The organism is Enterobacter sp. H2G27 (genome assembly GCF_054403075.1).
In genome coordinates, this window is record NZ_JBSVSI010000001.1 from 3443588 (window position 1) to 3468079 (window position 24492).

A 24492-nucleotide genomic window follows, 5' to 3' on the forward strand; every position below is an offset into this window, starting at 1 on the left:
ATTTTTCAGAATTAAAAGTGTGATGAATGTCGTTCATGATTTTTTAGTATGGATTTTTCGTGTTTACCAATATGGACTTTGACAATTTTTGAGCAAAAAAAACCTCCGCCCGAAAGCAGAGGTCCAGACCCGATGCGGGTTATCGCGCCAGCCAGCCGCCATCAACCGCCACGGTGTAGCCGTTGATATAGTCCGATGCCGACGAGGCCAGAAACACTACCGGCCCCATCAGATCGCCCGGCAGCCCCCAGCGCCCCGCCGGAATACGTTCAAGTATTTCCGCGCTGCGCTGCTCGTCTGCGCGCAGCTGCTGCGTGTTGTTGGTCGCCATGTAACCCGGCGCAATGGCATTCACATTGATATTATGTTTCGCCCACTCGTTTGCCAGCAGGCGGGTCACGCCCATCACGGCGCTTTTGGACGCGGTGTAAGACGGCACGCGGATTCCCCCCTGGAACGAGAGCATAGAGGCAATATTCACGATCTTGCCGCCGTTCCCCTGCGCAATAAAATGCTTCGCCGCCGCCTGGGACATGAAAAATACGCTCTTGATGTTCAGGTCCATCACGTCGTCCCAGTCGCGTTCGCTGAAGTTGATCGCATCTTCACGGCGAATCAGCCCGGCGTTGTTGACCAGAATGTCGATATGGCCGAATTCCGCTACCGCGCGATCCAGCAGTTCAGGAATGGTATCGATTTTACGCAGGTCGGCGGTCAGGCTCAGGAAACGGCGTCCCAGAGCCGTCACGCGCTCGATGGTTTCTGTAGGCTCAACGATATTAATCCCGACGATATCGCAGCCCGCTTCCGCCAGGCCTAACGCCATCCCCTGACCCAGCCCGGTATCACATCCGGAAACCACCGCCACTTTCCCCTGCAGGGAGAATGCATCCAGAATCATGTTTATTCCTTACTCTTTCAGAGCCTGTCACTCACAGGCAGGTTTATGCTTCACTGCCCGCGACTAGCGCAGATCGCTGACCGCAACATGGTCCATATCATCAAAGACCTGGTTTTCGCCCACCATTCCCCAGATAAAGGTGTAGGCTTTTGTCCCAACGCCGGAGTGAATAGACCAGCTCGGTGAAATCACCGCCTGCTCGTTGTGCATCACGATATGGCGCGTTTCCTGCGGCTGCCCCATCATGTGGAACACGCAGGCGTCCGCATCCATGTTGAAGTAGAAGTAGACTTCCATGCGGCGCTCGTGGGTATGGCACGGCATGGTATTCCACAGGTTGCCCGGCGCAAGTTCGGTCAACCCCATGCTGAGCTGGCAGGTCTCCAGCACGTCCGGCACGAAGTATTTATTAATGGTGCGGCGGTTGCTGGTGAGGTTGTCGCCCAGCGTCACGGGTGCGACGTCTGCCGGGGTCACCTTTTTGGTTGGACAGGTGGCGTGGGCCGGCGCGCAGTTGTAGTAGAACTTCGCAGGCCTGCTGGCGTCGATGCTGGCAAAGACCACGTCTTTCGCCCCTTTACCCACGTACAGCGCCTCGCGATGGCCAATCTCATAGCACTGTCCGTCTACGGTGATGGTGCCCGGCCCGCCGATGTTAATCACCCCCAGCTCGCGACGTTCGAGGAAATAATTTACGCCCAGCTGTTTACCGACCTCGCCGCCAACGGAGACGGTTTTCGTGACGGGCATAATTCCGCCCACAATAATGCGGTCGATATGGCTGTAAACCATGGTGTACCTGTCGGCCTCGAATACCTGCTCGACTAAAAACGCATTGCGCAGCCCCTGAGTATCCAGCGTTTTGGCGTGCGCGCTGTGGATGCTTTCTCTGACGTCCACGGTAACCTCCAGATGTGGTCATGCCCGAAGGCGGAAATAAACGAAACAGCGTTCCGTTTTTCATAATGAGCACATACTATCGGCATAAAGTGGGCTTTTCAATGAAATTTAAAACAACGTTTCATTTTAATTTTTGTTTATAACGGAAATGGTGTTCGGATCACAATTAAGCCGCCAGGAGAAAAAGGGCGCGAAAAAAACCTCCCGGAGGAGGTTTTTTAATAAGAAGAGTTTAGCGTTCGATGGCCAGCGCCACCCCTTGCCCGCCGCCTATACAAAGCGTGGCAATCCCTTTGCGGGCATTGCGCTTTTTCATTTCGTGGACCAGAGAAACCAGGATCCGGCAGCCGGACGCCCCGATAGGATGACCCAGCGCGATCGCCCCACCGTTAACGTTGACCCGCAGCGGATCCCACTCAAGCATTTTTCCGACGGAGATCGCCTGAGCGGCATAGGCTTCGTTCACTTCAATCAGATCCACATCCGAAAGCTGCCACCCCGCACGCTCCAGGCAGCGGCGGGTCGCGTAGACCGGTGCGATCCCCATTAACGCAGGATCAACCCCCACGCTCGCGAACGCCTTAATGCGGGCCAGGACGGGGAGATCGAGCTCAAGAGCTTTGCTTTCGCTCATCATCATAACGGCGGCAGCGCCGTCGTTAATGGAAGAGGCATTTCCTGCCGTCACTGAGCCCTGCATTTCAAACGCGGGGTTCAGCCTGGCCAGGCCTTCAGCACTGGCGTCAGTGCGCGGCTGTTCATCGGTATCTACGACGACATGCTCGCCGCTCTGACGCTGCGTGCTGACCGGGACAATTTCGTCGCGAAAACGACCGGAATCGATCGCCGCACGCGCTTTTTGCTGCGAGCTCAGCGCATAGGCATCCTGCACCTCACGGCTGATACCGTACTCGCGCGCCAGATTTTCCGCCGTCACGCCCATATGATAATCGTTGAATGCGTCCCACAGCCCGTCATGCACCAGGCTGTCGAGCAGCTGACTGTTGCCCAGCTGTGCGCCGGTCCGGCTGTCGGTCAACACGTGCGGCGCGCGGCTCATATTCTCTTGTCCGCCAGCAATGATCACGTCCGCCTCACCACACTGAATGGCCTGCGTCGCGAGATGCAGCGCTTTTAATCCTGAACCACAGACGTCGTTGATGGTGATGGCAGAGACGGTATTGGGCAGCCCGCCCTTCAGCGCCGCCTGACGCGCAGGGTTTTGCCCGGCACCGGCCGTGAGAACCTGTCCCAGGATCACCTCATCAACTTCATGTGCTGCGATCCCGCTACGTTCCACCAGCGCTTTCACCACCACGCTGCCCAGGTCAACCGCCGAGTGACGCGCGAGCGATCCCTGAAAACAGCCGATAGCTGTACGCAACGCACCCACTATTACGACATCTTTCATCACGACCTCTGTGTTAAATGACATGACGATAGTAGAGGATTGTTACTGGCAATTATCTTAATTGTTTAAAAATAGTGAGATTAATCACAAGGATCAGCGCGCATCCTGCAGATACTGCCGCAGCCAGCTTCCGGCAATGCCGGGAGGGGATCGTTTATTCCACAGCAGATCGATGCCGATCGCCCGCGGCCAGCCGGGAACATTGAGCTGTACCAGGGATTTCGCGGCGGCAAATTCATCCACCAGCGCGCACGGCAACACGCACCAGCCAAATCCCTGTACCGCCATACTCAAGAGTAACAGGTAATTCGGGGCTGACCAGACGGGCCCGCGCGCGATCTCCGCCTCGCGCTCAAGATAGGTGCTCAGCCGCAGCTCTCGCCAGCCGTGCAGCTCGTCACGCTGAACGTCATGTTGTCCGGCGAGCGGATGCGTGGTCGCGACATAGATCGCCATGCGGGTCTGCATCGGCAGCCGGATAGCGCCGATATCCGTAGGATAACCGTCTCGCGCCTCGGTGAGGCCAATCTGCGCGCGCTCCTTTTGCAGGAGATCGATCACGTCCTCCTCCTCGCCAATCAGACATTCGAATTCCGTATGGGGAAAGCGCGCGTCAAACTGTTTCATCATCTCTTCCAGCACGTCCGGGTTGAGGGTATCGGAAAGGACAAACGTCAGACGCGCCTCCGTTTGCGCCGATAGCGACACCGCCAGCTCATCCAGCCGCGTGCTGGCGGCGAGAATCGCCTGCACGTAGCCCAGCACCTGTTCCCCCTGGGCCGTCAACACCGGCTGGCGCGCAGAGCGGTCAAACAGCTCGAAGCCCAGATCGGCTTCAAGATTGGCAATGGACGTGCTGATCGTCGACTGGCTTTTACGCAGCCGGCGTGCGGCCGCAGAGAAAGAGCCAGCCGCAACGGTCTCAACAAACGCGGTAAGGGCTTCGGGTGAATAGCGCATAACCTATCTACTTTAGCGATGGATACTATCTTTAATATATCAGCTTTAGCGATGAAAATAGGCCACATCAACGCCCATACCGGCGAATTAACGAGGTCTATCGCTATGCAACATCAGGATGCACTCCAACGTAAACTGCCGGAGCGGATCTTTCATGCTGTCTGTTTTGAAGGGATTGCGACGGCGATCCTCGCCCCTACCGCGGCGTGGCTTATGCAGCGTTCCGTGGTGGAAATGGGCGGGTTGACCATTGTTCTGGCGACCACCGCCATGCTGTGGAACATTATTTATAACTTCGGCTTCGACCGCTTCTGGCCCGTTCAGCGCGTCAAACGTACGGCAAAAGTGCGTGCGCTGCATGCGCTTGGGTTTGAATGCGGGTTTATTGTGATTGGCGTGTCGATTGTCGCCGCCGTGCTGGGCGTTACCCTGCTGCAGGCATTCACACTGGAAATAGGTTTCTTCCTGTTCTTCCTGCCGTACACCATGTTCTATAACTGGGCGTACGATTGCCTTCGCGAGAAATTTCTTAAGCGTCGCCAGCAACGGCGCGCCCTGGCAGGCTAAACACCTTCTGGCCGGACGCCCGCTCCGGCCATTCACCTTCGAAGCAACTGCGCTCTCGGTGCATAACTATGGTAAATTGCACTCCATTCCGATGGTTTGATAGTTGAAACGTTGCTCTAATGTCGAAAATTTGGTCAAAAGATGAGACTCTCTGGAGTTTCGCTCTCTACGGCACGGCCGTGGGCGCAGGAACGCTGTTCCTGCCCATTCAGCTGGGCTCCGCAGGCGCAATTGTCCTGTTTATTACCGCCCTCGTGGCCTACCCCTTAACCTACTGGCCGCACAGAGCGCTGGCGCAATTTATTCTGTCGTCGAAAACGAAAGGCAACGAGGGGATCACCGGCGCCGTCTCGCACTATTACGGCAGGAAGATTGGCAACCTGATTACCACGCTCTATTTCATCGCCTTCTTTGTGGTGGTGCAGATTTATGCAGTGGCCATCACCAACTCGCTCACGGAGCAGCTGGCGAAACACCTGACGGTTGATACCGCCGTTCGCGTGCTGGTCAGCCTGGGCGTGGTGCTGGTCCTGAATCTGATCTTCCTGATGGGACGGCATATCACGATAAAAGTGATGGGCTTCCTGGTGTTTCCGCTGATTGCCTATTTCCTGTTTGTCTCGCTCTATCTGATCGGCAGCTGGCAGCCCTCGCTGCTGACCAGCCAGATGGCCGTCGATCGCCACACGCTGCACCAGGTCTGGATTTCGATTCCGGTGATGGTATTTGCGTTCAGCCATACCCCGATTATCTCCACGTTTGCCGTTGACCGTCGCGAGAAGTTTGCCGATGGCGCCATGGATAAATGTAAGAAGATCATGAAGGTGGCGTACCTGATTATCTGCCTGAGCGTGCTGTTCTTTGTCTTCAGCTGCCTGCTCTCTATTCCGCCGTCGTACATTGTGGCCGCCAAAGAGGAAGGGGTGACGATCCTGTCCGCGCTGTCGATGATGCCTTCATCACGGGCATGGCTGGGCATCTCCGGGATTGTCGTGGCGATAATTGCGATGTCGAAATCGTTCCTCGGTACCTATTTTGGGGTGATTGAAGGGGCGACAGAGATCGTGAAGTCGTCGCTCAGTCAGGTGGGGGTGAAAAAGAGCCGCGCCTTTAACCGCGCGATTTCCATTATGGGGGTGTCGTTAATCACCTTTGCCGTCTGCTGCATTAACCCGAACGCCATTTCGATGATTTACGCCATCAGCGGCCCGCTTATCGCCATGATCCTGTTTATCATGCCGACGCTGTCGACGTATCTAATCCCCTCCCTGAAACCGTACCGTTCCATTGGCAACCTGCTGACGCTAATCGTCGGAGTGCTGTGCGTGTCGGTGATGTTTGTCGGCTAACCCCCCTTTGATGCCCGGCGTACTGCCGGGCATGCCTCTCAGTCTCGCCCAGCTAATTCCAGCGGAAAAGGCCTGTCCTGCACCACCGTTTTCATGACAAGCGTTGAGCGAAGATGCTGCACGCCGGGCATGGCGGAGAGCTTCTCGTCGTAGAGCTTCTGGAAAGCGGAGAGGTCGCGGGTCACGACGTGCATCAGGTAATCGGGATCGCCAAACAGACGCTGCGCCAGCACGATCTGCGGGATCTCCTCCACCGCCGCTTCAAACGCGCTAACCGCCTTTCGGTCCCCCTCCTTTAGCGTCGCAAACACTATTGCCAGGAAGTTGAATCCCATTTTGGCGGGGTCGAGGCTGGCACGGTATCCCGTTATCGCCCCGCTTTGCTCCAGCGCCCGCACGCGACGATGGCACGGCGATAGGCTCAGATTCACACGCTCAGCGAGCTCGGTAAGGGATAAGCGGCCATCAGACTGTAGCTCCGCAAGAATTTTTCGATCGATGCTATCCATGTGGAAGATTTTCTCAATTTAACCGTGTTACGAGCATAACATTGAAAGCCTATTTCGCAGAGTTAGCGATATTCTTTTTCTCAACGTTTGACGCACTGCGGGAGTCTTCAGGACGATGGAAATGAGTATTGTGGCCGGCTTTTGGGTGGTTTCTTTTCTGCTCATCATGACGCCAGGCGCCGACTGGGCCTACGCCATAAGCGCCGGGATTAACGGACGACGCGTGGTACCGGCGGTGCTGGGGCTGATGTCCGGGCATCTGTTAGCCACGCTCATTGTCGTGGCTGGCGTGGGGGTCGTGATTGCTCAACATCCGCTGGCGTTAACCGGGCTGACCCTCGCGGGGGCCGCGTATCTCCTGTGGCTCGGCATCGGACTGTTGCGTCACCCTGCCGCACCGGAAAAGGCCACCCACCACGCGGGAAGCTGGCGACAGTGGGCGGTGAAAGGGCTCTGCATTAGCGGCCTAAACCCGAAAGTGTTTTTGCTGTTCCTGGCCCTGCTTCCGCAGTTTACGGACCCGACCGGAAGCTGGTCGATAGCAATGCAGATGTCCACGCTTGGGATGATGCACCTTATCACCTGTACGCTGGTCTATCTGCTGGTGGGGTATGGTTCGAAAGCGGTACTGGCGACCCGGCCACAGGCGGCGCGTCTGGTAAGCATGGCATCAGGAGGGATCATGGTGCTGATCGCGTTGATATTGCTATTTGAGCAGGCGAGATGAAAAAAACACCGGCCATCGCCGGTGTTATTTACGCCCGAATATCGTCATATTCCCGCGTTTTATCAAACTCATGTTTCGCGAACGGGCACAGCGGGATAATTTTACGGTTCTCACCGCGCATCTTCTCCACCACTTTCGCTACCAGCTGTTTACCGACGCCCTGCCCTTTCAGGCTCTCATCCACGTCGGTGTGCTCGATAATGCTCAGATGCTCGCCGGTCGGTACGAAGACAATCTCCGCGACCTGATTGCCGTTCGCATCATTCACGTAAAACTTGTTATGGCCTTCCAGAATATCCATGGTTCCTCGCTTATTTTTGGCGATACTTCAGCGCACCGCTCGGGCAGGTATCAATCACGCGGACAACCGTTTCAACGTCCACTTCATCGGGAATGATCCACGGTTTACGTTTGAGATTAAACAGCTTTGCGCTGCCACGCACGCAGTTACCGGAGTGTTTGCAAATCCCGGTATTGAAGTAAACGTCAATTTTCTCGCCGGTATAGGCCCGGTAACCCGCATCCAGTAGCTCTTTATCCATGACATTGCCTCTGTAATTATTATCGTGCTGAATGAAGAATAGCCTGACGGGATCCTGATGGCTATCACGCCGAAAACGAAAAGCCAGGTCACAACTCTTTTCTTGCCAGATTGCGTCCGCTATTTGCCCATGTCAGGCTCGGGAAATGTCACTTTTACATAACATCCGCAGGTTGAATGAAACGCAGACTCTCTTTTCAGGTAAAGCTATTTTTAGCGCTGGTGTGCTTCTCCTGCCTGCTGTTAGTTCTGCTGGGAACGATCCTGTTCCATTTTATTGACCGACAGCTCCATCACGATCTCGGCCAGCGCGCCCGGGTTCAGGCCAGCCAGATCGCGCTGATGCCGGGTCTGGCTGCAATGGTTGCGGCCAGAGATATCCCCGGCATCGCCCGGTTAATTCAGCCGCTGCGCGCCCAAAGCGATGCCAGCTATATTGTGATTGGCGATACGCAGGAGCAGCACCTTTATCATTCGGAATCCCCGGAGCGCATAAATTTACCGATGATCGGCGGGGATAACGCGGAGGTATTAAAGGGCAAAACTATTATTTCCGTGCGTCAGGGCGGTATTGGAGTCTCACTGCGCAGCAAAGCGCCGATCTTTAACGCGCAGCATCAGGTGATTGGTATTGTCTCGGTCGGCTATCTGACCTCCTATATTGCCAATATTAACGCCCGTATTCTCTGGCAGTCCGGGCTGTACGGCGCGGCTCTTCTGCTGCTGCTGTTTATGTTCTCCTGGCTGTTTACCCGCAATCTCAAAAAACAGATGTTCCGACTGGAGCCGAAAGATATCGCTCAGCTGGTTTTGCAGCAGCGCGCGCTATTAGAAGCCATGTATGAGGGGGTATTTGCCGTCAATGAAGAGAAGCAGCTGATCTTAATTAACCGCGCCGCACGAGAAATGCTGGATATTCGGCAAAGTGAGAAAGACCTTATCGGTAAACCGCTGGAAGACGTTCTGCAGACGTCGCCGGGCTTTTTATCCCAGCGCTACGCCTCGGTCAGCGCTGGCAGCCACGACCAGATTGCGGTGCTGAACCAGCGCGAGGTGATCGTCAACCGCGTGGCGATTGAGGTCGAACCCGGCGTTGAAAGCGGCTGGGTCTACAGCTTTCGCGACAAAAATGACATCAACACCCTCAGCAGCCAGCTCAGTCAGATCAAGCGCTATGCGGATAACCTGCGCATTATGCGCCACGAGCAGCTGAACTGGACCGCCACGCTGGTGGGCTTGCTGCAGATGAAACACTATGACGAGGCGATTCGTTACATTCAGGTGCAGTCCGAAGGCGCGCAGCGGGTGCTGGACTTTGTCTCCGCCCGTTTTTCCTCTCCCGCGCTATGTGGGCTGCTGTTAGGAAAATACGTCAGCGCGCGCGAAAAAGGCATCGAGCTGCTGTTTGATCCCGCCTGCCAGCTCACCCGCATGCCCGCCACGCTCAACGAAACGGAGCTGATGTCGGTTATTGGAAATCTGCTGGACAACGCGGTGGACGCAACCCTTAAAGCACCGGTCCCCGCGCCGGTAGAGCTTTACATTTCAGACCGTAACCAGGAGCTGCTGATCGAGGTGGCCGACAGGGGCTGCGGGGTGGAGGATGCGATGAAGCCGCATATTTTCCGCCAGGGATTCAGCAGCAAGCCGGACAGCGAAAACGACATTGTGGGCACCGAGCACGGTATTGGCCTGTATCTGGTGGCAGGATATATCGACAAGGCTGGCGGCACTATTGAGATTGCCGACAACACGCCACAAGGGACTATTTTTTCTGTGTTTATTCCGAATGGGCAAAAGCATGACCCGAGCACTTGATGTTGTGATCGTTGAAGATGAGCCGCACCTGGCGGAGCTGCATCGCGAGTATATCGAGCAAAATTTTCATTTGCGCGTGGTGGGCATCGCCGCGTCGATTGAGCAGGCATGCCGCCTGATTCGTCAGCATCAGCCGCGGCTTATCCTGCTGGACAACTATCTCCCGGACGGTAAAGGCGTGGAGCTCATCGATAATCCGCTGCTGAAAAGCTATGAGTGCTCGGTGATCTTCATCACTGCCGCCAGCGATATGCAGACTTGCAGCCACGCCATGCGCAGCGGCGCGTTTGACTACCTCATCAAGCCCGTCTTTTTCCAGCGCCTGCACGCCTCGCTGGAGCGTTTTATGCGCTTCATCCACACCGTGCAGCAGGTGAAGGTGGTCGACCAGCATGCGCTGGATCGCCTGTTTCATCTGCCTGCCGCGGAAGCCTCCGTTACGCCGTCCACAAAGGGCATTGAACCCCAGACGCTGGAGCGGATTAAACGCCTGTTCGCCGAGCATCCCGACAGCGCGATGTCGGTTGAAGAGGTGGTGGAAAACGTAGGGATCAGCAAAACCACGGGGCGCCGCTACCTTGAATACTGCGTGGAGAGCGGGTTAATCAGCGTCGAAATGCTGTATGGCAATATTGGTCATCCTCGCCGGTTATACCGCAAAGCCCCCGATAAACCGTAATCCAGAACCGTTCGTAAGCTAACGTTCGCGGATTTTATGGTGTTAATTGCTGAAACGACGGCGACAATCACACTTCGGAATCATTGCCCTCGCCTCCCTATTGTCGGAGGCGCGCTTTACGCTATGTTGACAATTAGTTCCTCAAATGTAACTAAAAGGTTAACTATAATGTCGAACACGTTCCGAATTTCTCTGCTTACCGCTACCGTACTGTTCTCTGCTTCTGCACTGTCTGCCCTGCCGCAGGGTTATCCTGCTGAGTATCAAAAAGTGGTTGATGCCGCCACGAAAGAGGGCAAGGTTGTTATTTACTCCACCACCGACATCAAAGCTGCCGGACCGCTGATCCAGGGCTTCGAAAAAACCTATCCAGGCATTAAAGTCGAATACAACGACATGAACAGCACCGAGCTGTACAACCGTTTCATCAGCGAACAGGCCTCCGGCGGCGTGAGCGGCGACGTGGTCTGGAGCTCCTCGATGGACACCGGCCTGAAGCTCGCCACCGACTACGCCATGGAGTATAAATCGCCGGAGCAAAGCCAGCTGCCGAAATGGGCGGTCTGGAAGGATAAGGCATACGGCACTACCTATGAGCCGGTGGTCTTTATCTACAACAAGCGTCTGATCCCGGCCGGCGACGTGCCGGACTCTCACGCCGCACTGGCGAAGCTGATTGCCAGCCAGACGGACAAATTCAAGAACAAAGTCACCACCTACGACATCGAAAAATCGGGTCTGGGCTTTATGCTTTCGGTGCAGGATCACAACGCCGATCCTAACTACTTCAAGACCCTGGCCGACGTCGCCAAAGGAGGCCTGTCGGTGCAGTCGTCTACCGGCACCATGATGGAGCGCGTCTCCTCCGGTGAAAACCTGATCGGCTTCAACATCCTCGGTTCCTACGCGGAAGCGCGCGCGAAGAACGATCCGTCGCTCGGCATTGCCTATCCAAAAGATTACACCCTGGTGCTGTCGCGCGTGTCGTTCATCAGCCAGCAATCGCAAAACAGCAACGCCGCGAAGCTGTGGCTGGACTACGTGCTGTCTGAACAAGGGCAAAACATTCTGGCCAATCAGGCGGACATCCCCTCCATTCGTAACGATATCGAAGGCAAGAATGATATCGACGGCCTGACCAAAATCCTCGGCAACGCGCTGAAGCCAATTCCGGTTGATGAAACGCTGCTGGAATACCTGCAGCCGAAAAAACGCCTGGAGTACATCAAAGAGTGGCGTACCGCCGCCGGTAAATAAGCGTCTGAGCGCGGCGCAGGCCGCCGCGCTCCCTTATCGACTGAGTTCGTTTTTCTGGGCTGCAACACCAGGGATACCCCATGAATACATTACGCAGAAAGTGGCAAAGCCTGCCGCGAGGCATCGTCGTGCTGATAACCGCCCTGGTTATCTACACGCCGCTGTCGTTTATCGTGATACAGAGCTTCCTGTCCGCCCCGTTCTTTTCGCCGTCAAAAGAGTGGAGCTTTGAATCATTTGAATTTATTTTCACCGACCCTGATTTTTATAAGGCCCTGAAAAGCGGCTTTATTCTTGCTTTCGGGCTAGTCTTTATCTCAATCCCGCTGGGCGGCGTGCTGGCGTTTCTGATGGTACGCACCGACCTGCCCGGTCGCCGGTTGATTGAGCCGCTGATCCTGGTCCCGATTTTCGTTTCACCGATGGTGCTGGGCTTTGGCTACGTGGTGGCTGCCGGTCCGGTGGGCTTTCTCTCCCAGTGGGCTCAGGCGCTGATTGGCTTTGTGCCGTGGAACATCTACGACATGTCGAGCATTGTGGTCATCGCCGGCCTGACGCACGTCCCGCACGCCTATCTGTATATCTCGTCAGCGCTGCGCAGCGTGGGCTCCGATGTGGAAGAAGCCGCGCGCACAGCGGGCGCGTCGCCCTGGCAGGTGATGACCTCCGTCAGCCTGCCGATGGTGCGCCCGTCCATTCTGTACGCCACCGTGCTGCTGTTCTTCCTGGGGCTGGAGGTGTTCGGCCTGATGCTGGTACTCGGCGACCCGGAAGGCAATATGGTGCTGGCGACCTATCTCTATAAGCTGACGAACAAGATGGGCACCCCATCCTATAACCTGATGGCGGCGGTTGCCGTGGTGCTGATCTGCATCACCATCCCGCTGGTGATGCTCCAGCGTCGCCTGATGCGCACCGCCAACCGCTTCGTCACCATGAAGGGCAAGGCCTCGCAGGCCCGCGCGCTGCCGCTGGGTAAATGGCGCTGGGTGGCTGGCGCGGTGATTGCCTTCTGGCTCACCGTCACCATCGGCGTTCCGCTGCTCGGCGTGGTGCTGCGCGCGTTTATCTCAAACTGGGGCGTGGGCGTTTCGCTGTGGGACGAGCTTTCTCTGAACACCTTCCGCACCATCTGGGCGCAGCCCAACCTGCTGCGCGCCATCGTCAACTCCATGGCGATTGGCGTCATTGGCGGCGCGCTGGCCGTGGTGTGCTACCTGTTTGTCGGCATTGCCATGCACCGCAAGCCGGACAACACCACGCGTTTTCTGGACTACAGCGTGCTGGTGCCGCGCGCCGTGCCTGGCCTGCTGGCGGGTCTGGCGTTCCTGTGGGTGTTCCTGTTCCTGCCGATGTGGCTCGATAACTCGCTGAAATCCGGCTGGCTTTCCGGGTTCGCCTGGACCGACTGGATGCGCGAAAACGTCATCGTCTGGCTGCGTTCGCTGCGCAGCACCATTTTCAGCGTCTGGCTGGCCTATACCGTGGTGTGGATGGCTTACGGGCTGAGGCTGATCTCTTCCACGCTGCTGCAGGTGGGGCCGGAGCTTGAAGAAGCGGCGCGCAGCACCGGAGCGACGCGCGGGCAGATCACCCGCCACGTCACCATCCCGCTCTCCCGCTACGGTCTTATCGGTTCGTGGCTGCTGATGTTCCTGATCTTTGAGCGCGAATATTCAACGGGTGTGTACCTGCTTTCACCCGGCACGGAAACCATCGGATCGATGCTGGTTTCCCTCTGGGCCGCGGGTGCCATTGATATCGTGGCGGCGCTCTCTTTCATTAACATCCTGCTGGTCGTGGTAGGTCTGGGCATTGCCCTTCGTTTCGGAGTGAAAATACATGATTGAATTAGCGGTTGACGATCTGCACTTAACCTACGGCGACAATCCTGTTTTAAAAGGTGTCTCCATGAACCTGAAGCGCGGCGAAGTGGTCTCCCTGTTAGGCCCCTCCGGCAGCGGCAAAACCACCCTGCTCCGCGCCGTCGCGGGTCTGGAAAAACCGACCCAGGGGTCGATTGTGATTGGCAACAATAAAGTTTACGACGGCACGCCGCGCAGCGAGGTCCCGGCGGAAGAGCGTAACCTGGGGCTGGTGTTCCAGTCCTATGCTCTGTGGCCGCACAAAACCGTGTTTGAGAACGTGGCCTATCCGCTCAAGCTGCGCAAAGTCCCGGCCAAAGAGATCCAGCAGCGCGTGCAGGACGTGCTGGACCAGCTGGGTCTGGGCCATCTTGGCAAACGTCACCCGCACCAGCTCTCCGGTGGACAGCAGCAGCGCGTGGCGATCGGCCGGGCGCTGGTGTACAACCCGCCGGTGATTTTGCTGGACGAACCGCTCTCTAACCTCGACGCCAAGCTGCGCGAAGAGGCCCGCGTGTTCCTGCGCGAGCTGATTATCAAGCTCGGGCTATCGGCACTGATGGTGACGCACGACCAGAACGAAGCGATGTCCATATCCGACCGCATCCTGCTGCTCAACAACGGCAAAATTGAGCAACAGGGCACGCCGCAGGAGATGTACGGCTCGCCGAAAACGCTGTTTACCGCCGAGTTTATGGGCAGCAACAACCGCCTGCACGGCAAGGTCACCGAAGTGCGGGACGGCAAAGCGCGTATCGAAGGAAAAGGCTGGGTGCTGTGGGGTCAGGCCGGTGAAGGGGTGCAGAGCGGTGATGAAGCCACGGCGGTGATCCGCGTCGAGCGCGTGGCGGTAGTCGAGGGGCCAGGGGAAAATCAGCTTGAGCTGCCGCTGCTTACCAGCATGTATCTCGGCGACCGCTGGGAGTACCTGTTCCGCACGGTGGGAGATGATTTTGTCATTCGTGCGTATGGGCATGAGGTTCGGGATCCGCAGCACTGCCATCTTTCGTTGCCTGAGAAGCATGTTTGGGTGTTTCCGAAAGGGTGATGAGTCAATAATTAATCTGCCATGGCCCGGTAGCGATTCGCTTACCGGGTCTACAAAACAAAGAAATGCGCAGATGCAAGGATAGATGGCGCTAGCCATTATTGTTAAGGCATTCGGACTAAAATAGCCACCTGACACTTTTTTCCGTCCGTACGTATAACGGTTTAAGACTCCATATCAAAATGTTATTACAGAGCATATAAAGAAAATTTATGCGCCATATCCAGCATTTTTGAAAACTAATTGAACATGCTCCGTCAGTCCAACAAGATCTTCATAGGCGATTGGGCCAAAATCAGGATAATGGTTTTCAATATACTCGTTAACATCTTCCATACCTTCACTCGCTCTGAGATTTTTAACAAATGTAGGCAAAATACGATGATTAACACCAGTACCATACTCTTTCGGATGATGGGTCATACACCACTCAACTTTACCTTTATATGATTGAATCGCATCTTCCAGTAAGGTGATAACTTCTGGAACCTCTTTTTCAAAACGAAAACTGGTATAAGGAGGGTACTTAGAGCGATCAATTTTTTCAAAATGGTCATTTATCCATTCATCTTCAATACGGCTCTGATAATGTAACCACTCCAGTTTTCCAAGAGAACCAATGAAGTCCAACAAGATTGTTTCTTTCTTACCTATCGGAAACATTATTTTAACCCCTGTAATTTATCAGAGATCGTAACACTTCCCTGATTTATAGATTTGATATGTTTTTCCCAATCTCCTTTAGGAATCGGTTTTAAGGACACTCTTGGATCGTAAACATACTGACCATCGGTATAAACCTGATGGAAAGCTTGTTCATGTACAATTTTTCCATTTTCATACACATTTAAGTTGTACGGAGTCGTCGGCCTTGCTTCAATAATTTTCCCGTGCCCGCCAGCTGCATCGAGAAGCTTAGGTGCGATATCTGAGCAATCCGTACAATCTGTATTGCCTATCCAGGCAATAAACTTAGGTTCGTTCATTTTTTCAATAACACTCTGATTGGCTGGATAACCGGGATTTTCAGGGCGAACATTTTCAAGGCCGGGGATCTTCTCGTTCTGATAGAAAAGATCATCCAGTGAAGGAGAATCCGGAACAGGCGTAGTTGTCGTCCAGCCACTATTGTTTGACGCTCCATCACCGTTGGTATTACCAGTATGATTTATCCCTCCGGTTGCTACACTATTATTCCCTGTGTTGGAGGGCGTATTTCCGGTTACAGTCTGGTCTCCACCAGTATTTGATGGTCCCGGGTTAATGACCTGCGTACCACCAGTACTGGTGATTGTCTTACCTGTCAGGGACTCATAGGCCGCTTTCTGAGCATCATTTAACTGACTGAGCTGGGAAGGATCATTGAGCGAGGCCACATAGATCAGATGTAACTGCTCATCTTGTGACAATGTATCCATTGCTGATGTGGATGCACCAATCCCCAGTAAAGCACCCAGACCACTGGCAACCAGGCGATCACGGCAAGCAGAAATTTTCAGACATCCCTGTGCAGCCAGTTTACCGCCCTGTATAACGACACCCAGCGAGTTATTCTCAACCTCCACCTTCGCCGTTTCCGACGCCATCGCCGCCATGGAGACACTGCCATCCGTCACCGCAGCGCCCGCCAGACCTCCCGCGATACTCACGAGGCTACTGACCAGCCGTTTTTCCTCTGGCGTCAGGTCACTGGATTTTTTATCTCCATACAGCGCACTGACCAGATGGTCGGTCATCGCCGAGGCCGTAATGGCTCCAATGGCACCAGCCTTCAGGCCATCCGCAGTGCTCCCGCCACTCAGCTGCGTCAGCGCTGCAGCTACAATACCGTGTAGCGCGGCACGGGCTGTCGGGTCTTTCTGCTCCTTGACCAGGGACGCCAGCAGAGGGGCCGCCCCCGCTGCCGCACCTGCCTTCAGGTTACCGCCAAGCGCACCTGCCAGTAATCCCGCCGCTGCGCTACCCTTCGTCCAGAAGTCACTCCCCGGACCGTATTCGGTATTCTGATATCCAGGCAGTGTTTTCAGGAATGCTTCCTGCTCCTGCGGGGTATCGCCCTGTAGTTTTCCTTCTGACGCCAGCTTCGCGCCCAGCGCCGCATTGGACTCCCGCGCTTTCTGCTCCGCATACTTGCCGTAAGCATCCAGCGCAGAGGTGGCCAGCGCCGCGCCTTCGCTCTGGACCGCCAGGTTATCCCTGACCTTTTGCACATCACCGCTCACGTCCACGCCGTGGTGGGCATCAGTCGTATCACGGCTCAGGTCAGCAATATCCTGTTTCTGTCCCGCCGGGTTGCGAATGACAATGCTACCGCCACTCACCGCTGATGAGGTCGTGCCTGTGTGGCTCTCTTCTGCCTGGCCCGTACCGATGGCTGGTGCCAGGTTGCGGTTTTCACCGTTTCCGCTGCCGCCCGCGCTGCCGGAAAGCGCCACCGTGTAGCCGTTGCCGCTGGTCTGGCTCTCGTTGTGGAGATTACTGAAACCCAGCGTACCCGTGTCGAGGCTATTTTTATCTGCAGACGCCGTGGATGCAATCACCGCGCCGTCAAGCTGGGTATGATTTCCGGTGGTGACGGCAAAGCCGCCCTTGCCTGCGAATATCCCGCTCTGTTCAGCAACGCTCTTACCATTTTGGGTGATATTCTCACCCGATGCACTGACGCTACCGGAAGAGGCACCATAACACAGTGGCGGTATGCACAGACTAAGGGACGCGCCTGACGAAGACTGCTTGCTGTCATAACTGGCCGTATCCTGCACGCTGCTGATGGTGAGATCGCGTCCGGTGTTGACCACTACACGGTTACCTTCCAGCTCCGCACCTTTCAGGATGGTGTCGCGTCCGCTGTTCACCGTAAGCTGTTCATCAGCATGGACAACGCTGTTCGTATTGCGCTGCGACTGGCTGTTTTCCTTACCCTTATGCTGTGACGCTCCCAGCTCCACCGAGATACCGTTTTGCGCACCAATCAGGCTCACACCGACACCGACGCTGAACTGGCTGCCGCTGTTTTTACTCTCAGAGTGGGTTGTGTTCCGGGAGGCAGACAGCAGAATATCCCGCCCCGCATCCAGCGCCACGTGTTTACCCGCGATCTGTACCCCCATACCGGCAATGTCATTTCCGGCACGAACAGAGACATTCTCGCCGGCATTAATGGTGGTGCCCTGCGTGTCGGTACTGTGGTAACGACTGTCCTGAGATGACGTCCCCGCCGTTAAAGACACTTTAGCCTTGTAGTGTGATGTTCCGCTGTTGCCGCCGTTCTTCGTGCAGAGTTGAGGATTTGGCAATGTTCAAACACATGTTTATAAATGCCAACATTATGATTTTGTTGGAAATATTTAAAAATCATGCAGATTTCGATCTGGGTGTGCCTGATCTTCGCATTCAGCACTGGACACAATCGCGCCATTTACCACACATAACGAAGTTCGATTTTTGATCATTTATATTGCAACTTACTGAAATTGATCATATTGTTTATTTAATAAGTTTAGATATGTGACCTTGCAGGAGGGTAAATTGAACAGAGCAGTCGTGTTAGACGAACAGCAAGCCAAAGCGATTAGGGAGTGGCTAAACGCTCATAACAAGAGCCTAATAGCTGACGTTACGTTAATGATGCAAGCCGCCGTACTGCGTGTGGGGGATGCCGTCGCGTTACGCTTTGACGAAGTGATCAACGGTGAGATAGACATAGAAGAACAGAAGACAGGGAAGCGTAAAGCCCTCACCCTTCCGGCTCCAGTGGTGCAGATGATAGCTCGTCGCCGTGCTGAGTATCCGCATGATGTGCATGTGTTCAGAAGCCAGCGTAACCGCTCGATGAACAAGCAAGCACCAGTACGACGCGAAGAAGTGAGCAAGCAAATCGCAGAAGCCGCAAAAGCTATCGGCATTCATGGCACTGTATCGGCTCACAGCTTCCGCAAAGCTGGCGGGAATGCCATCTATAAGCGTTCAGCAAACAACATCGCTTTAGCTATGACCGTGCTTAATCACAGCAACATCACTGACACCAGGCGCTATCTGGATTTAGACAAGCAAGCCGTTAGCCGTGTGATCAATGAGATGGACTTATAAGGGGGACACATGAAACACTTGCTTGTGCTGGCGTTGGCATTATTACCAGCCCTAGCGAATGCCGGACAGATAACCCTGATTCTCAGTGACGAACAGGAGACAGACAACGCGAGGGTGTGCATATATGAAAATGCCACCAGAACAGAGACAGTGACGATCAGACCGTCCGAGCAGTGCAAATACACCAGGACATTCGAGGAGGACTAACTCCCTTTACTGGTTGTAACGAAACATAATTTCGCTTAAGTCTAATACTTGTTGCGCATGTGGTTATTGTTTGTAAAATGACCTCGATGATTTTTTCCATAACAAGTAGAGGGACTTATGCAGCAATACACCAATGAACTTACCGCAGAAATGCTGGCAGCTTTTGACAAATCACCATTTACAGCCAAACAACTCGCCGGAATGAACGATGACGCCCGTTCTCTCATCGAAAAACAGAATGCCTACAATCTCGCTCATCCAGTTACAGCAGCTTATCTGATTGCGACAGAGGGCAGCTTGACACGTAATGGTGGGAAAGTTTTCAGTAAATATAACGGACAACAGATCAAACTTGATGACGGCACAATGCTAAACGTGTCTCGTGTTGGCGATGAAGTGCGTTACCCAGATGGAACGACCGCGGAGATCGCCAATGGTGCGGGAAACATACCAGGCGAATCTCTCGCCCTGGTTGGTAGCTCGCTTGATAACGGCGATGTAATTATTAGCTGCCCACAAAATGCCGGAAGAAGAGTAGTCCGAGCAGGGGAATCGTTGCCAGAAAACTTTCTGAAATAAGGCGGTCACTATGGCATCGGTTAACAGGGGCTGCACGGTTCACGGTAAGAACGTTGGTCTACACGGAGATAAAACCTCTACAGGCGCACAATGTATTGCTGCCCGCCCCGGTATGTCTGTTATGGGCTTGTGGAAACTCTATATCGGCGATAAGACCACTCCTTGCCCGAAATGCGGGAAAGTGGGGGTAATTGTGAGCGGTGATCCTCGCTGCTCAAATAGCGCCGCGATCGCCGTGGATGGTGCGGAAATCCTCTGCGGTTGTCCACAGGGTACTAATTTTCTTATCGCGCCTGGCACCGTTGAGGTGAATACCCCTTCCTGGGCGACAGCGCCTGAAGAGCCAGTGCAACATGCACAGGCAGCGAAGAAGCAAAACACCTTTGCTAATACCTGCAAACCAGAAGATAACCAGCTATTGAACGGCGTTTACCTCAGGACTGAAACGACAAGTGCAGGTCATGCTTTCGTTTCGGTGCATGAGAATAACAACATCTATCTCTACACCTATGGACGCTATGGACGCACTGATAAAAGCACCTTCACTGGGGATGGGATTTTAGACTTTTTCCAAGACGAAGATGCGCGTAAGTATTACCGATACGAACTTTATGAAATGGGTGCTCGCGCTTTCCGCATTGATGATGCAGATCCTAAAATCACCCGTAAATTCTTCGAAAACCTTTGGAATGGCGGTGTAGCACCAATTCAAACGCCAAACATGCAAGACGGTACAAAGCGAAGAGGCCGCACGATTGATAAGTATGATGTGACTGGTAGCAACTGTACCACTCACTCAGTTGAGGGGATCAAGTTTGCTGGTTCAAAGTTATTCGATCACGGTTACACATCCACGACAACACAGCTACCAATCGACATAGAAGAAGATTTCACTATTCCGGTATCACTGCAAAGTTATCTTGAATCAAAGAGTGCAGACATCTCCTCAATGCTCGTTGTCGAAATGACTAATACATTCAAACAGCAGTACCCTAACACCGAGAACAAAAGCCCTCAACCAATGGGAGGGAGTGCAAAAATTCAACAAGCTGCTGCCGATTCCGCTGCCGTTGCTGGCTCAACATCCCCATACTCAGGCGGTACAGTAGGCGGTTCATTGGGAAGCACTTACGATGATGAATAAGAAGTTCTGGATCAGGTGGGTGAGTATCGCGCTGATCTGCGTAGCATATTACGTTATCGTGCTTTATTTCGATCTGGTCTTCGCTCTTAACTTTTCAGAGACAATGAGCCAAGGCGGAGAATTTACCCCCTCTCAATGCACCTGGTTTGTTAAGGAGCTATCGCAAAATCACTCTGATTCGGCTTTAGTCTCTATCATTGGTTTCGCTGTCTGCGTCCCTCTGATCCTGCTTATCTTCAAAAAAGTGAGATGACCGCCAAAGGCTGGAGAGATCCAGACTTTCCCCTTTTCCCTAATTTTAGACAATAGAAGCCATAAAGCCCCGTTGGTGATACAGCAACAAGCGGAGCCGTTAGGCGACAACATCAGACTGTCAGAGGGATCACACCTTATCAGGATAACCGTGTACCCTTGCGGGAGCGTGGCTGAAACGCTGATAGAGCCTACATGTCGTTTGTAGGTACGTTATCACCATAAACCTGTTTACGTGGCTCATAGGGCCACACATCGGGCTTGAATGCGTGTGATCAGTCTGGTGTAAGAGACAATGCCCGGATCAGGCTTTTCCTTCACGTTGTGCTATCGCGGTGTGAGGGCTACAACTGCCGCCGCCGAATAGTTATACTCTTACTTCCATAGTAACTATCCGTGACAACTAACAGTGTACCTTGTGTTGGTAAATCGTCGTTCAATGGTAGAACGAACACGACAACTTATGTTAAGTAAGTTGTTGAAAGCAAAAAGAGTTTTATCGAAGTTTTGCCACAAGGGGAGAGATCTGGAGCGGGCGAAGGGAATCGAACCCTCGTATAGAGCTTGGGAAGCTCTCGTTCTACCATTGAACTACGCCCGCTTTGAGGTGCGTAAGGCATTATAGACCTTACACACCTTCATACAAGCCTCTTCACAACTAAACGGCGATTAAATAATCACTTAGCACTTCGGCTTACTGCCGGGCGCAGGCAGATAGCGCTGCGGATCGATGGCCGTCGCCTTATAGCGGATCTGGAAATGCAGCTTCACTGAATCCGTACCGGTGCTGCCCATGGTGGCAATCTTCTGCCCTGCTTTGACGTTCTGCCCGTTGTTGACCAGCATCGTGTCGTTGTGCGCATAGGCCGTGATGTAGTCTTCCCCATGCTTAATCATGATCAGGTTACCGTAGCCGCGCAGCTGGTTACCGACGTAAACCACCTTCCCGGCCCCGGAGGCATAAACCGGCGTACCGCGCGCAGCGGCGATATCAATACCCTTGTTGCCACCTTCCGAGAGTGAGTAAGGGGCGACCACTTTACCGCTGGCAGGCCAAATCCAGCAGCGCTGTCCAACCGGCGGCCATGACGATTGTGGCACCTGATAGGACGGCGTTACTTTAGCGGTTTTGCCTTTCGAAGAGGATTTTTTGCCCGAGGACGATCCGCCGCTAACCTTCAGCTGCTGCCCTACCTCGATGGTGTAAGGCGGCGAAAGATTATTCAGCCGCGCCAGATCCTTCACGCTGGTCCCCGTTGCGCGCGAAATCCGGTACAGGGTGTCCCCGCGCTTAACGGTGTAGACCGAACCGGAATAGCTTCCCGTATCCGAAGATTTGCTCCCTGAACAGCCCGCCAGTAATAGCGTCAGCGTCAGGCAAAAAATTGCGGTAATGGGGTTTCTCGTCAGGCTTCCTGCAAACAAAACAGATCCTCGGTCAGCGTGAATGGCGCACTATGATAACAGCCAAAACGAATAAGGGTCATGCCCTTTTCCGCTCTACGAGCCAAACCGTTCGTATAAGAATGCAGTATAATGCTTCGGCTGATGGTGCTGAACCACTCGGCATTTTGGCACTGGAGCATCAATGAGTATTCAAGAACACGTTATTTTGGTAAACGACCAGGGAATGGTGATTGGCACTCAGGAAAAATATGCCGCTCACACGTTACATACCCCGCTGCATCTGGCGTTCTCTTCCTGGCTTTTTAACGCAAAAGGTGAATGTCTGATCACCCGACGCGCCTTAAGCAAAAAAGCCTGGCCCGGTGTCTGGACCAACTCCGTTTGCGGCCACCCGCAGTCGGGCGAAGAGACAGTCCAGGCGATAATCCGCCGCTGCCGCTTTGAAGTGGGCGCTGAACTGACCGATATCACCGCCGTCGCCCCTGAATTTCGCTATCGGGAAACCGACCCGTCCGGGATCGTGGAAAATGAAATTTGCCCGGTATTCGCCGCCCGTATCACCAATGACGTGACGATAAACGAAGATGAAGTGATGGACTATCAGTGGGTTGAGCTGGAGGCGTTATTCCGCGCGCTGGACGCGACGCCCTGGGCCTTTAGCCCGTGGATGGTCATGGAAGCGACTACCGCCCGCGAAGAACTTAAAGCCTTCGCGGCGCAATAAAAAAGCCCCTTTCGGGGCTTTTTTTACATCTTAACGTCTTACTTCACCGGGCGCATCGCCGGGAACAGGATCACGTCGCGGATGGTGTGGCTGTTGGTGAACAGCATAACCATACGGTCGATACCAATGCCCAGACCCGCCGTTGGTGGCAGACCGTGTTCCAGCGCGGTCACGTAGTCTTCGTCGAAGAACATCGCTTCGTCGTCGCCTGCCGCTTTCGCGTCAACCTGGTCCTGGAAGCGCTGAGCCTGGTCTTCCGCATCGTTCAGCTCGCTGAAGCCGTTACCGATTTCACGGCCGCCGATGAAGAATTCGAAGCGGTCAGTGATTTCCGGGTTCTGGTCATTACGACGCGCCAGAGGAGAGACTTCCGCCGGGTATTCGGTGATAAAGGTCGGCTGAATCAGGTGCGCTTCGGCCACTTCTTCGAAGATCTCGGTCACGATACGGCCCAGACCCCAGCTCTTCTCAACCTTGATACCGATGCTTTCCGCGATCGCTTTCGCAGAATCGAAGTTATCCAGATCCGCCATGTTGGTTTCCGGACGGTACTTCTTGATCGCTTCGCGCATGGTCAGTTTTTCGAACGGCTTGCCGAAGTCGAAGACTTCTTCACCGTAAGGGACCTGCGTGGTGCCCAGAATATCCTGCGCAAGGGTACGGAACAGAGATTCAGTCAGCTCGATCAGATCTTTGTAATCCGCATACGCCATGTAGAGTTCCATCATGGTGAACTCTGGGTTATGACGAACGGAGATACCTTCGTTACGGAAGTTACGGTTGATCTCGAACACGCGGTCAAAACCACCGACCACCAGGCGCTTCAGGTACAGTTCCGGCGCGATACGCAGGTACATGTCCAGGTCCAGGGCGTTGTGATGGGTGATGAACGGACGCGCAGACGCGCCGCCAGGGATCACCTGCATCATCGGGGTTTCCACTTCCATAAAGTCGCGGTTGACCATGAACTGGCGGATACCGGCCATGATCTGGGAGCGAATTTTAAAGGTCTTGCGGGATTCATCGTTAGAGATGAGATCCAGGTAGCGCTGACGGTAGCGCGCTTCCTGATCCTGCAGGCCGTGGAATTTGTCCGGCAGCGGGCGCAGGGCTTTGGTCAACAGACGCAGCTCGGTGCAGTGGATAGAAAGTTCACCGGTCTTGGTTTTGAACAGTTTACCTTTCGCGCCCAGGATATCGCCCAGATCCCACTTCTTGAACTGCTCGTTGTAGATGCCTTCCGGAAGATCGTCACGGGAAACGTACAGCTGAATGCGGCCGCCAACGTCCTGCAGGGTCACGAAGGAGGCTTTACCCATGATACGACGGGTCATCATGCGGCCTGCAACGGCCACTTCAACGTTCAGCGCTTCCAGCTCTTCGTTCTCTTTCGCGTCGAAGGCAGCGTGCAGTTGGTCTGAGGTATGGTCACGACGAAAATCGTTCGGGAACGGCACGCCCTGCTCGCGCAGCGCTGCCAGCTTCTCGCGGCGGGTTTTCAGTTCGTTGTTAAGATCGACTACCGCGTCAGCGCCCTGTGCTTGTTGTTCAGACATGT

24 protein-coding genes and 1 tRNA gene are annotated in these 24492 nt (G+C 54.4%); 13 read left to right on the forward strand and 12 right to left on the reverse strand.

Going from position 1 to position 24492, the window contains the following annotated elements:
• Nucleotides 1–139: 139 nt before the first annotated feature.
• The 4 genes from kduD to ACW9E7_RS16250 form a co-directional block, all read right to left on the reverse strand.
• Nucleotides 140–901, reverse strand: a complete 762-nt coding sequence (gene kduD, locus ACW9E7_RS16235; RefSeq protein ID WP_136195110.1) for a 2-dehydro-3-deoxy-D-gluconate 5-dehydrogenase KduD — start codon at nt 899–901, stop codon at nt 140–142.
• Between the two features lie 63 nt (nt 902–964).
• Nucleotides 965–1801, reverse strand: a complete 837-nt coding sequence (kduI, locus tag ACW9E7_RS16240; RefSeq protein WP_458728092.1) for a 5-dehydro-4-deoxy-D-glucuronate isomerase — start codon at nt 1799–1801, stop codon at nt 965–967.
• Nucleotides 1802–2033: 232 nt separating this feature from the next.
• Nucleotides 2034–3212, reverse strand: a complete 1179-nt coding sequence (locus ACW9E7_RS16245; RefSeq protein ID WP_111966096.1) for an acetyl-CoA C-acetyltransferase — start codon at nt 3210–3212, stop codon at nt 2034–2036.
• A 93-nt stretch (nt 3213–3305) separates the two neighbouring features.
• Complete coding sequence (locus ACW9E7_RS16250) at nt 3306–4172, reverse strand: LysR family transcriptional regulator (protein WP_115876213.1); 867 nt, start codon at nt 4170–4172, stop codon at nt 3306–3308.
• A 105-nt stretch (nt 4173–4277) separates the two neighbouring features.
• Between ACW9E7_RS16250 and ACW9E7_RS16255 the strand changes: the two genes are divergently transcribed.
• Together ACW9E7_RS16255 and ACW9E7_RS16260 are read left to right on the forward strand one after the other, a co-directional pair.
• The gene (locus ACW9E7_RS16255) at nt 4278–4739 is read left to right on the forward strand and encodes a multidrug/biocide efflux PACE transporter (RefSeq protein WP_115876214.1); all 462 of its coding nucleotides are present in this window, start codon (nt 4278–4280) and stop codon (nt 4737–4739) included.
• 119 nt (nt 4740–4858) lie between these two features.
• Nucleotides 4859–6088 (forward strand): amino acid permease, encoded by a 1230-nt coding sequence (locus ACW9E7_RS16260; RefSeq protein WP_458728093.1) that lies wholly within the window; start codon nt 4859–4861, stop codon nt 6086–6088.
• Nucleotides 6089–6126: 38 nt separating this feature from the next.
• Here the strand turns inward: ACW9E7_RS16260 and ACW9E7_RS16265 are convergent, their stop codons facing one another.
• Nucleotides 6127–6597 carry an Lrp/AsnC family transcriptional regulator gene (locus ACW9E7_RS16265; RefSeq protein WP_127732234.1) on the reverse strand — a complete coding sequence of 157 codons (471 nt, stop codon included), beginning with the start codon at nt 6595–6597 and terminating at the stop codon, nt 6127–6129.
• Between the two features lie 115 nt (nt 6598–6712).
• Here ACW9E7_RS16265 and ACW9E7_RS16270 point away from each other — a divergent pair, with 115 nt between their 5' ends.
• Nucleotides 6713–7324: a LysE family translocator gene (locus tag ACW9E7_RS16270; protein ID WP_458728094.1), complete on the forward strand. Its 612-nt coding sequence runs from the start codon at nt 6713–6715 to the stop codon at nt 7322–7324.
• Nucleotides 7325–7352: 28 nt separating this feature from the next.
• On the opposite strand, the gene ACW9E7_RS16275 is transcribed toward ACW9E7_RS16270, so the two are convergent.
• Together ACW9E7_RS16275 and yjdI are read right to left on the reverse strand one after the other, a co-directional pair.
• The gene (locus ACW9E7_RS16275; RefSeq protein ID WP_008499687.1) at nt 7353–7625 is read right to left on the reverse strand and encodes a GNAT family N-acetyltransferase; all 273 of its coding nucleotides are present in this window, start codon (nt 7623–7625) and stop codon (nt 7353–7355) included.
• Nucleotides 7626–7635: 10 nt separating this feature from the next.
• Nucleotides 7636–7866, reverse strand: a complete 231-nt coding sequence (gene yjdI / locus ACW9E7_RS16280) for a 4Fe-4S mono-cluster protein YjdI (RefSeq protein ID WP_008499689.1) — start codon at nt 7864–7866, stop codon at nt 7636–7638.
• A gap of 176 nt (nt 7867–8042) precedes the next feature.
• Between yjdI and ACW9E7_RS16285 the strand changes: the two genes are divergently transcribed.
• The 5 genes from ACW9E7_RS16285 (at nt 8043) to ACW9E7_RS16305 (ending at nt 14532) form a co-directional block, all read left to right on the forward strand.
• The gene (locus ACW9E7_RS16285) at nt 8043–9683 is read left to right on the forward strand and encodes an ATP-binding protein (RefSeq protein WP_133295097.1); all 1641 of its coding nucleotides are present in this window, start codon (nt 8043–8045) and stop codon (nt 9681–9683) included.
• On the forward strand, nt 9667–10362 hold the full coding sequence (locus ACW9E7_RS16290; RefSeq protein ID WP_032638033.1) for a response regulator: 696 nt from the start codon (nt 9667–9669) through the stop codon (nt 10360–10362). Before ACW9E7_RS16285 ends, ACW9E7_RS16290 begins: the two co-directional genes overlap by 17 nt.
• Nucleotides 10363–10530: 168 nt before the next feature.
• Nucleotides 10531–11619 carry an ABC transporter substrate-binding protein gene (locus ACW9E7_RS16295; RefSeq protein WP_045909906.1) on the forward strand — a complete coding sequence of 363 codons (1089 nt, stop codon included), beginning with the start codon at nt 10531–10533 and terminating at the stop codon, nt 11617–11619.
• A gap of 80 nt (nt 11620–11699) precedes the next feature.
• On the forward strand, nt 11700–13469 hold the full coding sequence (locus tag ACW9E7_RS16300; RefSeq protein ID WP_023333293.1) for an ABC transporter permease: 1770 nt from the start codon (nt 11700–11702) through the stop codon (nt 13467–13469).
• A complete protein-coding gene (locus ACW9E7_RS16305; protein WP_248207285.1) occupies nt 13462–14532 on the forward strand; it encodes an ABC transporter ATP-binding protein in 1071 nt (356 codons plus the stop codon). The genes ACW9E7_RS16300 and ACW9E7_RS16305 overlap by 8 nt, the downstream gene beginning before the upstream one ends.
• A 210-nt stretch (nt 14533–14742) precedes the next feature.
• On the opposite strand, the gene ACW9E7_RS16310 is transcribed toward ACW9E7_RS16305, so the two are convergent.
• Nucleotides 14743–15195: a hypothetical protein gene (locus ACW9E7_RS16310; protein WP_136195108.1), complete on the reverse strand. Its 453-nt coding sequence runs from the start codon at nt 15193–15195 to the stop codon at nt 14743–14745.
• Nucleotides 15195–17762, reverse strand: coding sequence for a hemagglutinin repeat-containing protein (locus tag ACW9E7_RS16315; protein ID WP_458728095.1), 2568 nt, complete (start codon nt 17760–17762; stop codon nt 15195–15197). Before ACW9E7_RS16315 ends, ACW9E7_RS16310 begins: the two co-directional genes overlap by 1 nt.
• 298 nt (nt 17763–18060) lie before the next feature.
• On the opposite strand from ACW9E7_RS16315, the gene ACW9E7_RS16320 reads away from it, so the two are divergent.
• The 4 genes from ACW9E7_RS16320 to ACW9E7_RS16335 all read left to right on the forward strand — a co-directional run bounded on the left by ACW9E7_RS16320 (nt 18061) and on the right by ACW9E7_RS16335 (nt 20804).
• Complete coding sequence (locus ACW9E7_RS16320) at nt 18061–18621, forward strand: tyrosine-type recombinase/integrase (protein ID WP_032937054.1); 561 nt, start codon at nt 18061–18063, stop codon at nt 18619–18621.
• Nucleotides 18622–18945: 324 nt separating this feature from the next.
• Nucleotides 18946–19407, forward strand: coding sequence for a hypothetical protein (locus tag ACW9E7_RS16325; RefSeq protein WP_455507775.1), 462 nt, complete (start codon nt 18946–18948; stop codon nt 19405–19407).
• Nucleotides 19408–19417: 10 nt separating this feature from the next.
• Nucleotides 19418–20551, forward strand: coding sequence for a PAAR domain-containing protein (locus ACW9E7_RS16330; RefSeq protein ID WP_458728096.1), 1134 nt, complete (start codon nt 19418–19420; stop codon nt 20549–20551).
• Nucleotides 20541–20804 (forward strand): hypothetical protein, encoded by a 264-nt coding sequence (locus tag ACW9E7_RS16335; RefSeq protein ID WP_458728097.1) that lies wholly within the window; start codon nt 20541–20543, stop codon nt 20802–20804. The genes ACW9E7_RS16330 and ACW9E7_RS16335 overlap by 11 nt, the downstream gene beginning before the upstream one ends.
• Nucleotides 20805–21330: 526 nt before the next feature.
• On the opposite strand, the gene ACW9E7_RS16340 is transcribed toward ACW9E7_RS16335, so the two are convergent.
• Nucleotides 21331–21404, reverse strand: a tRNA-Gly gene (locus tag ACW9E7_RS16340).
• Between the two features lie 80 nt (nt 21405–21484).
• On the reverse strand, nt 21485–22228 hold the full coding sequence (actS, locus tag ACW9E7_RS16345; protein WP_115876225.1) for an amidase activator ActS: 744 nt from the start codon (nt 22226–22228) through the stop codon (nt 21485–21487).
• Nucleotides 22229–22391: 163 nt separating this feature from the next.
• Here actS and idi point away from each other — a divergent pair, with 163 nt between their 5' ends.
• Complete coding sequence (gene idi / locus ACW9E7_RS16350) at nt 22392–22934, forward strand: isopentenyl-diphosphate Delta-isomerase (protein ID WP_133295107.1); 543 nt, start codon at nt 22392–22394, stop codon at nt 22932–22934.
• 38 nt (nt 22935–22972) lie between these two features.
• Here the strand turns inward: idi and lysS are convergent, their stop codons facing one another.
• Nucleotides 22973–24490 (reverse strand): lysine--tRNA ligase, encoded by a 1518-nt coding sequence (gene lysS, locus ACW9E7_RS16355; protein WP_458728098.1) that lies wholly within the window; start codon nt 24488–24490, stop codon nt 22973–22975.
• Between the last annotated feature and the right edge of the window lie 2 nt (nt 24491–24492).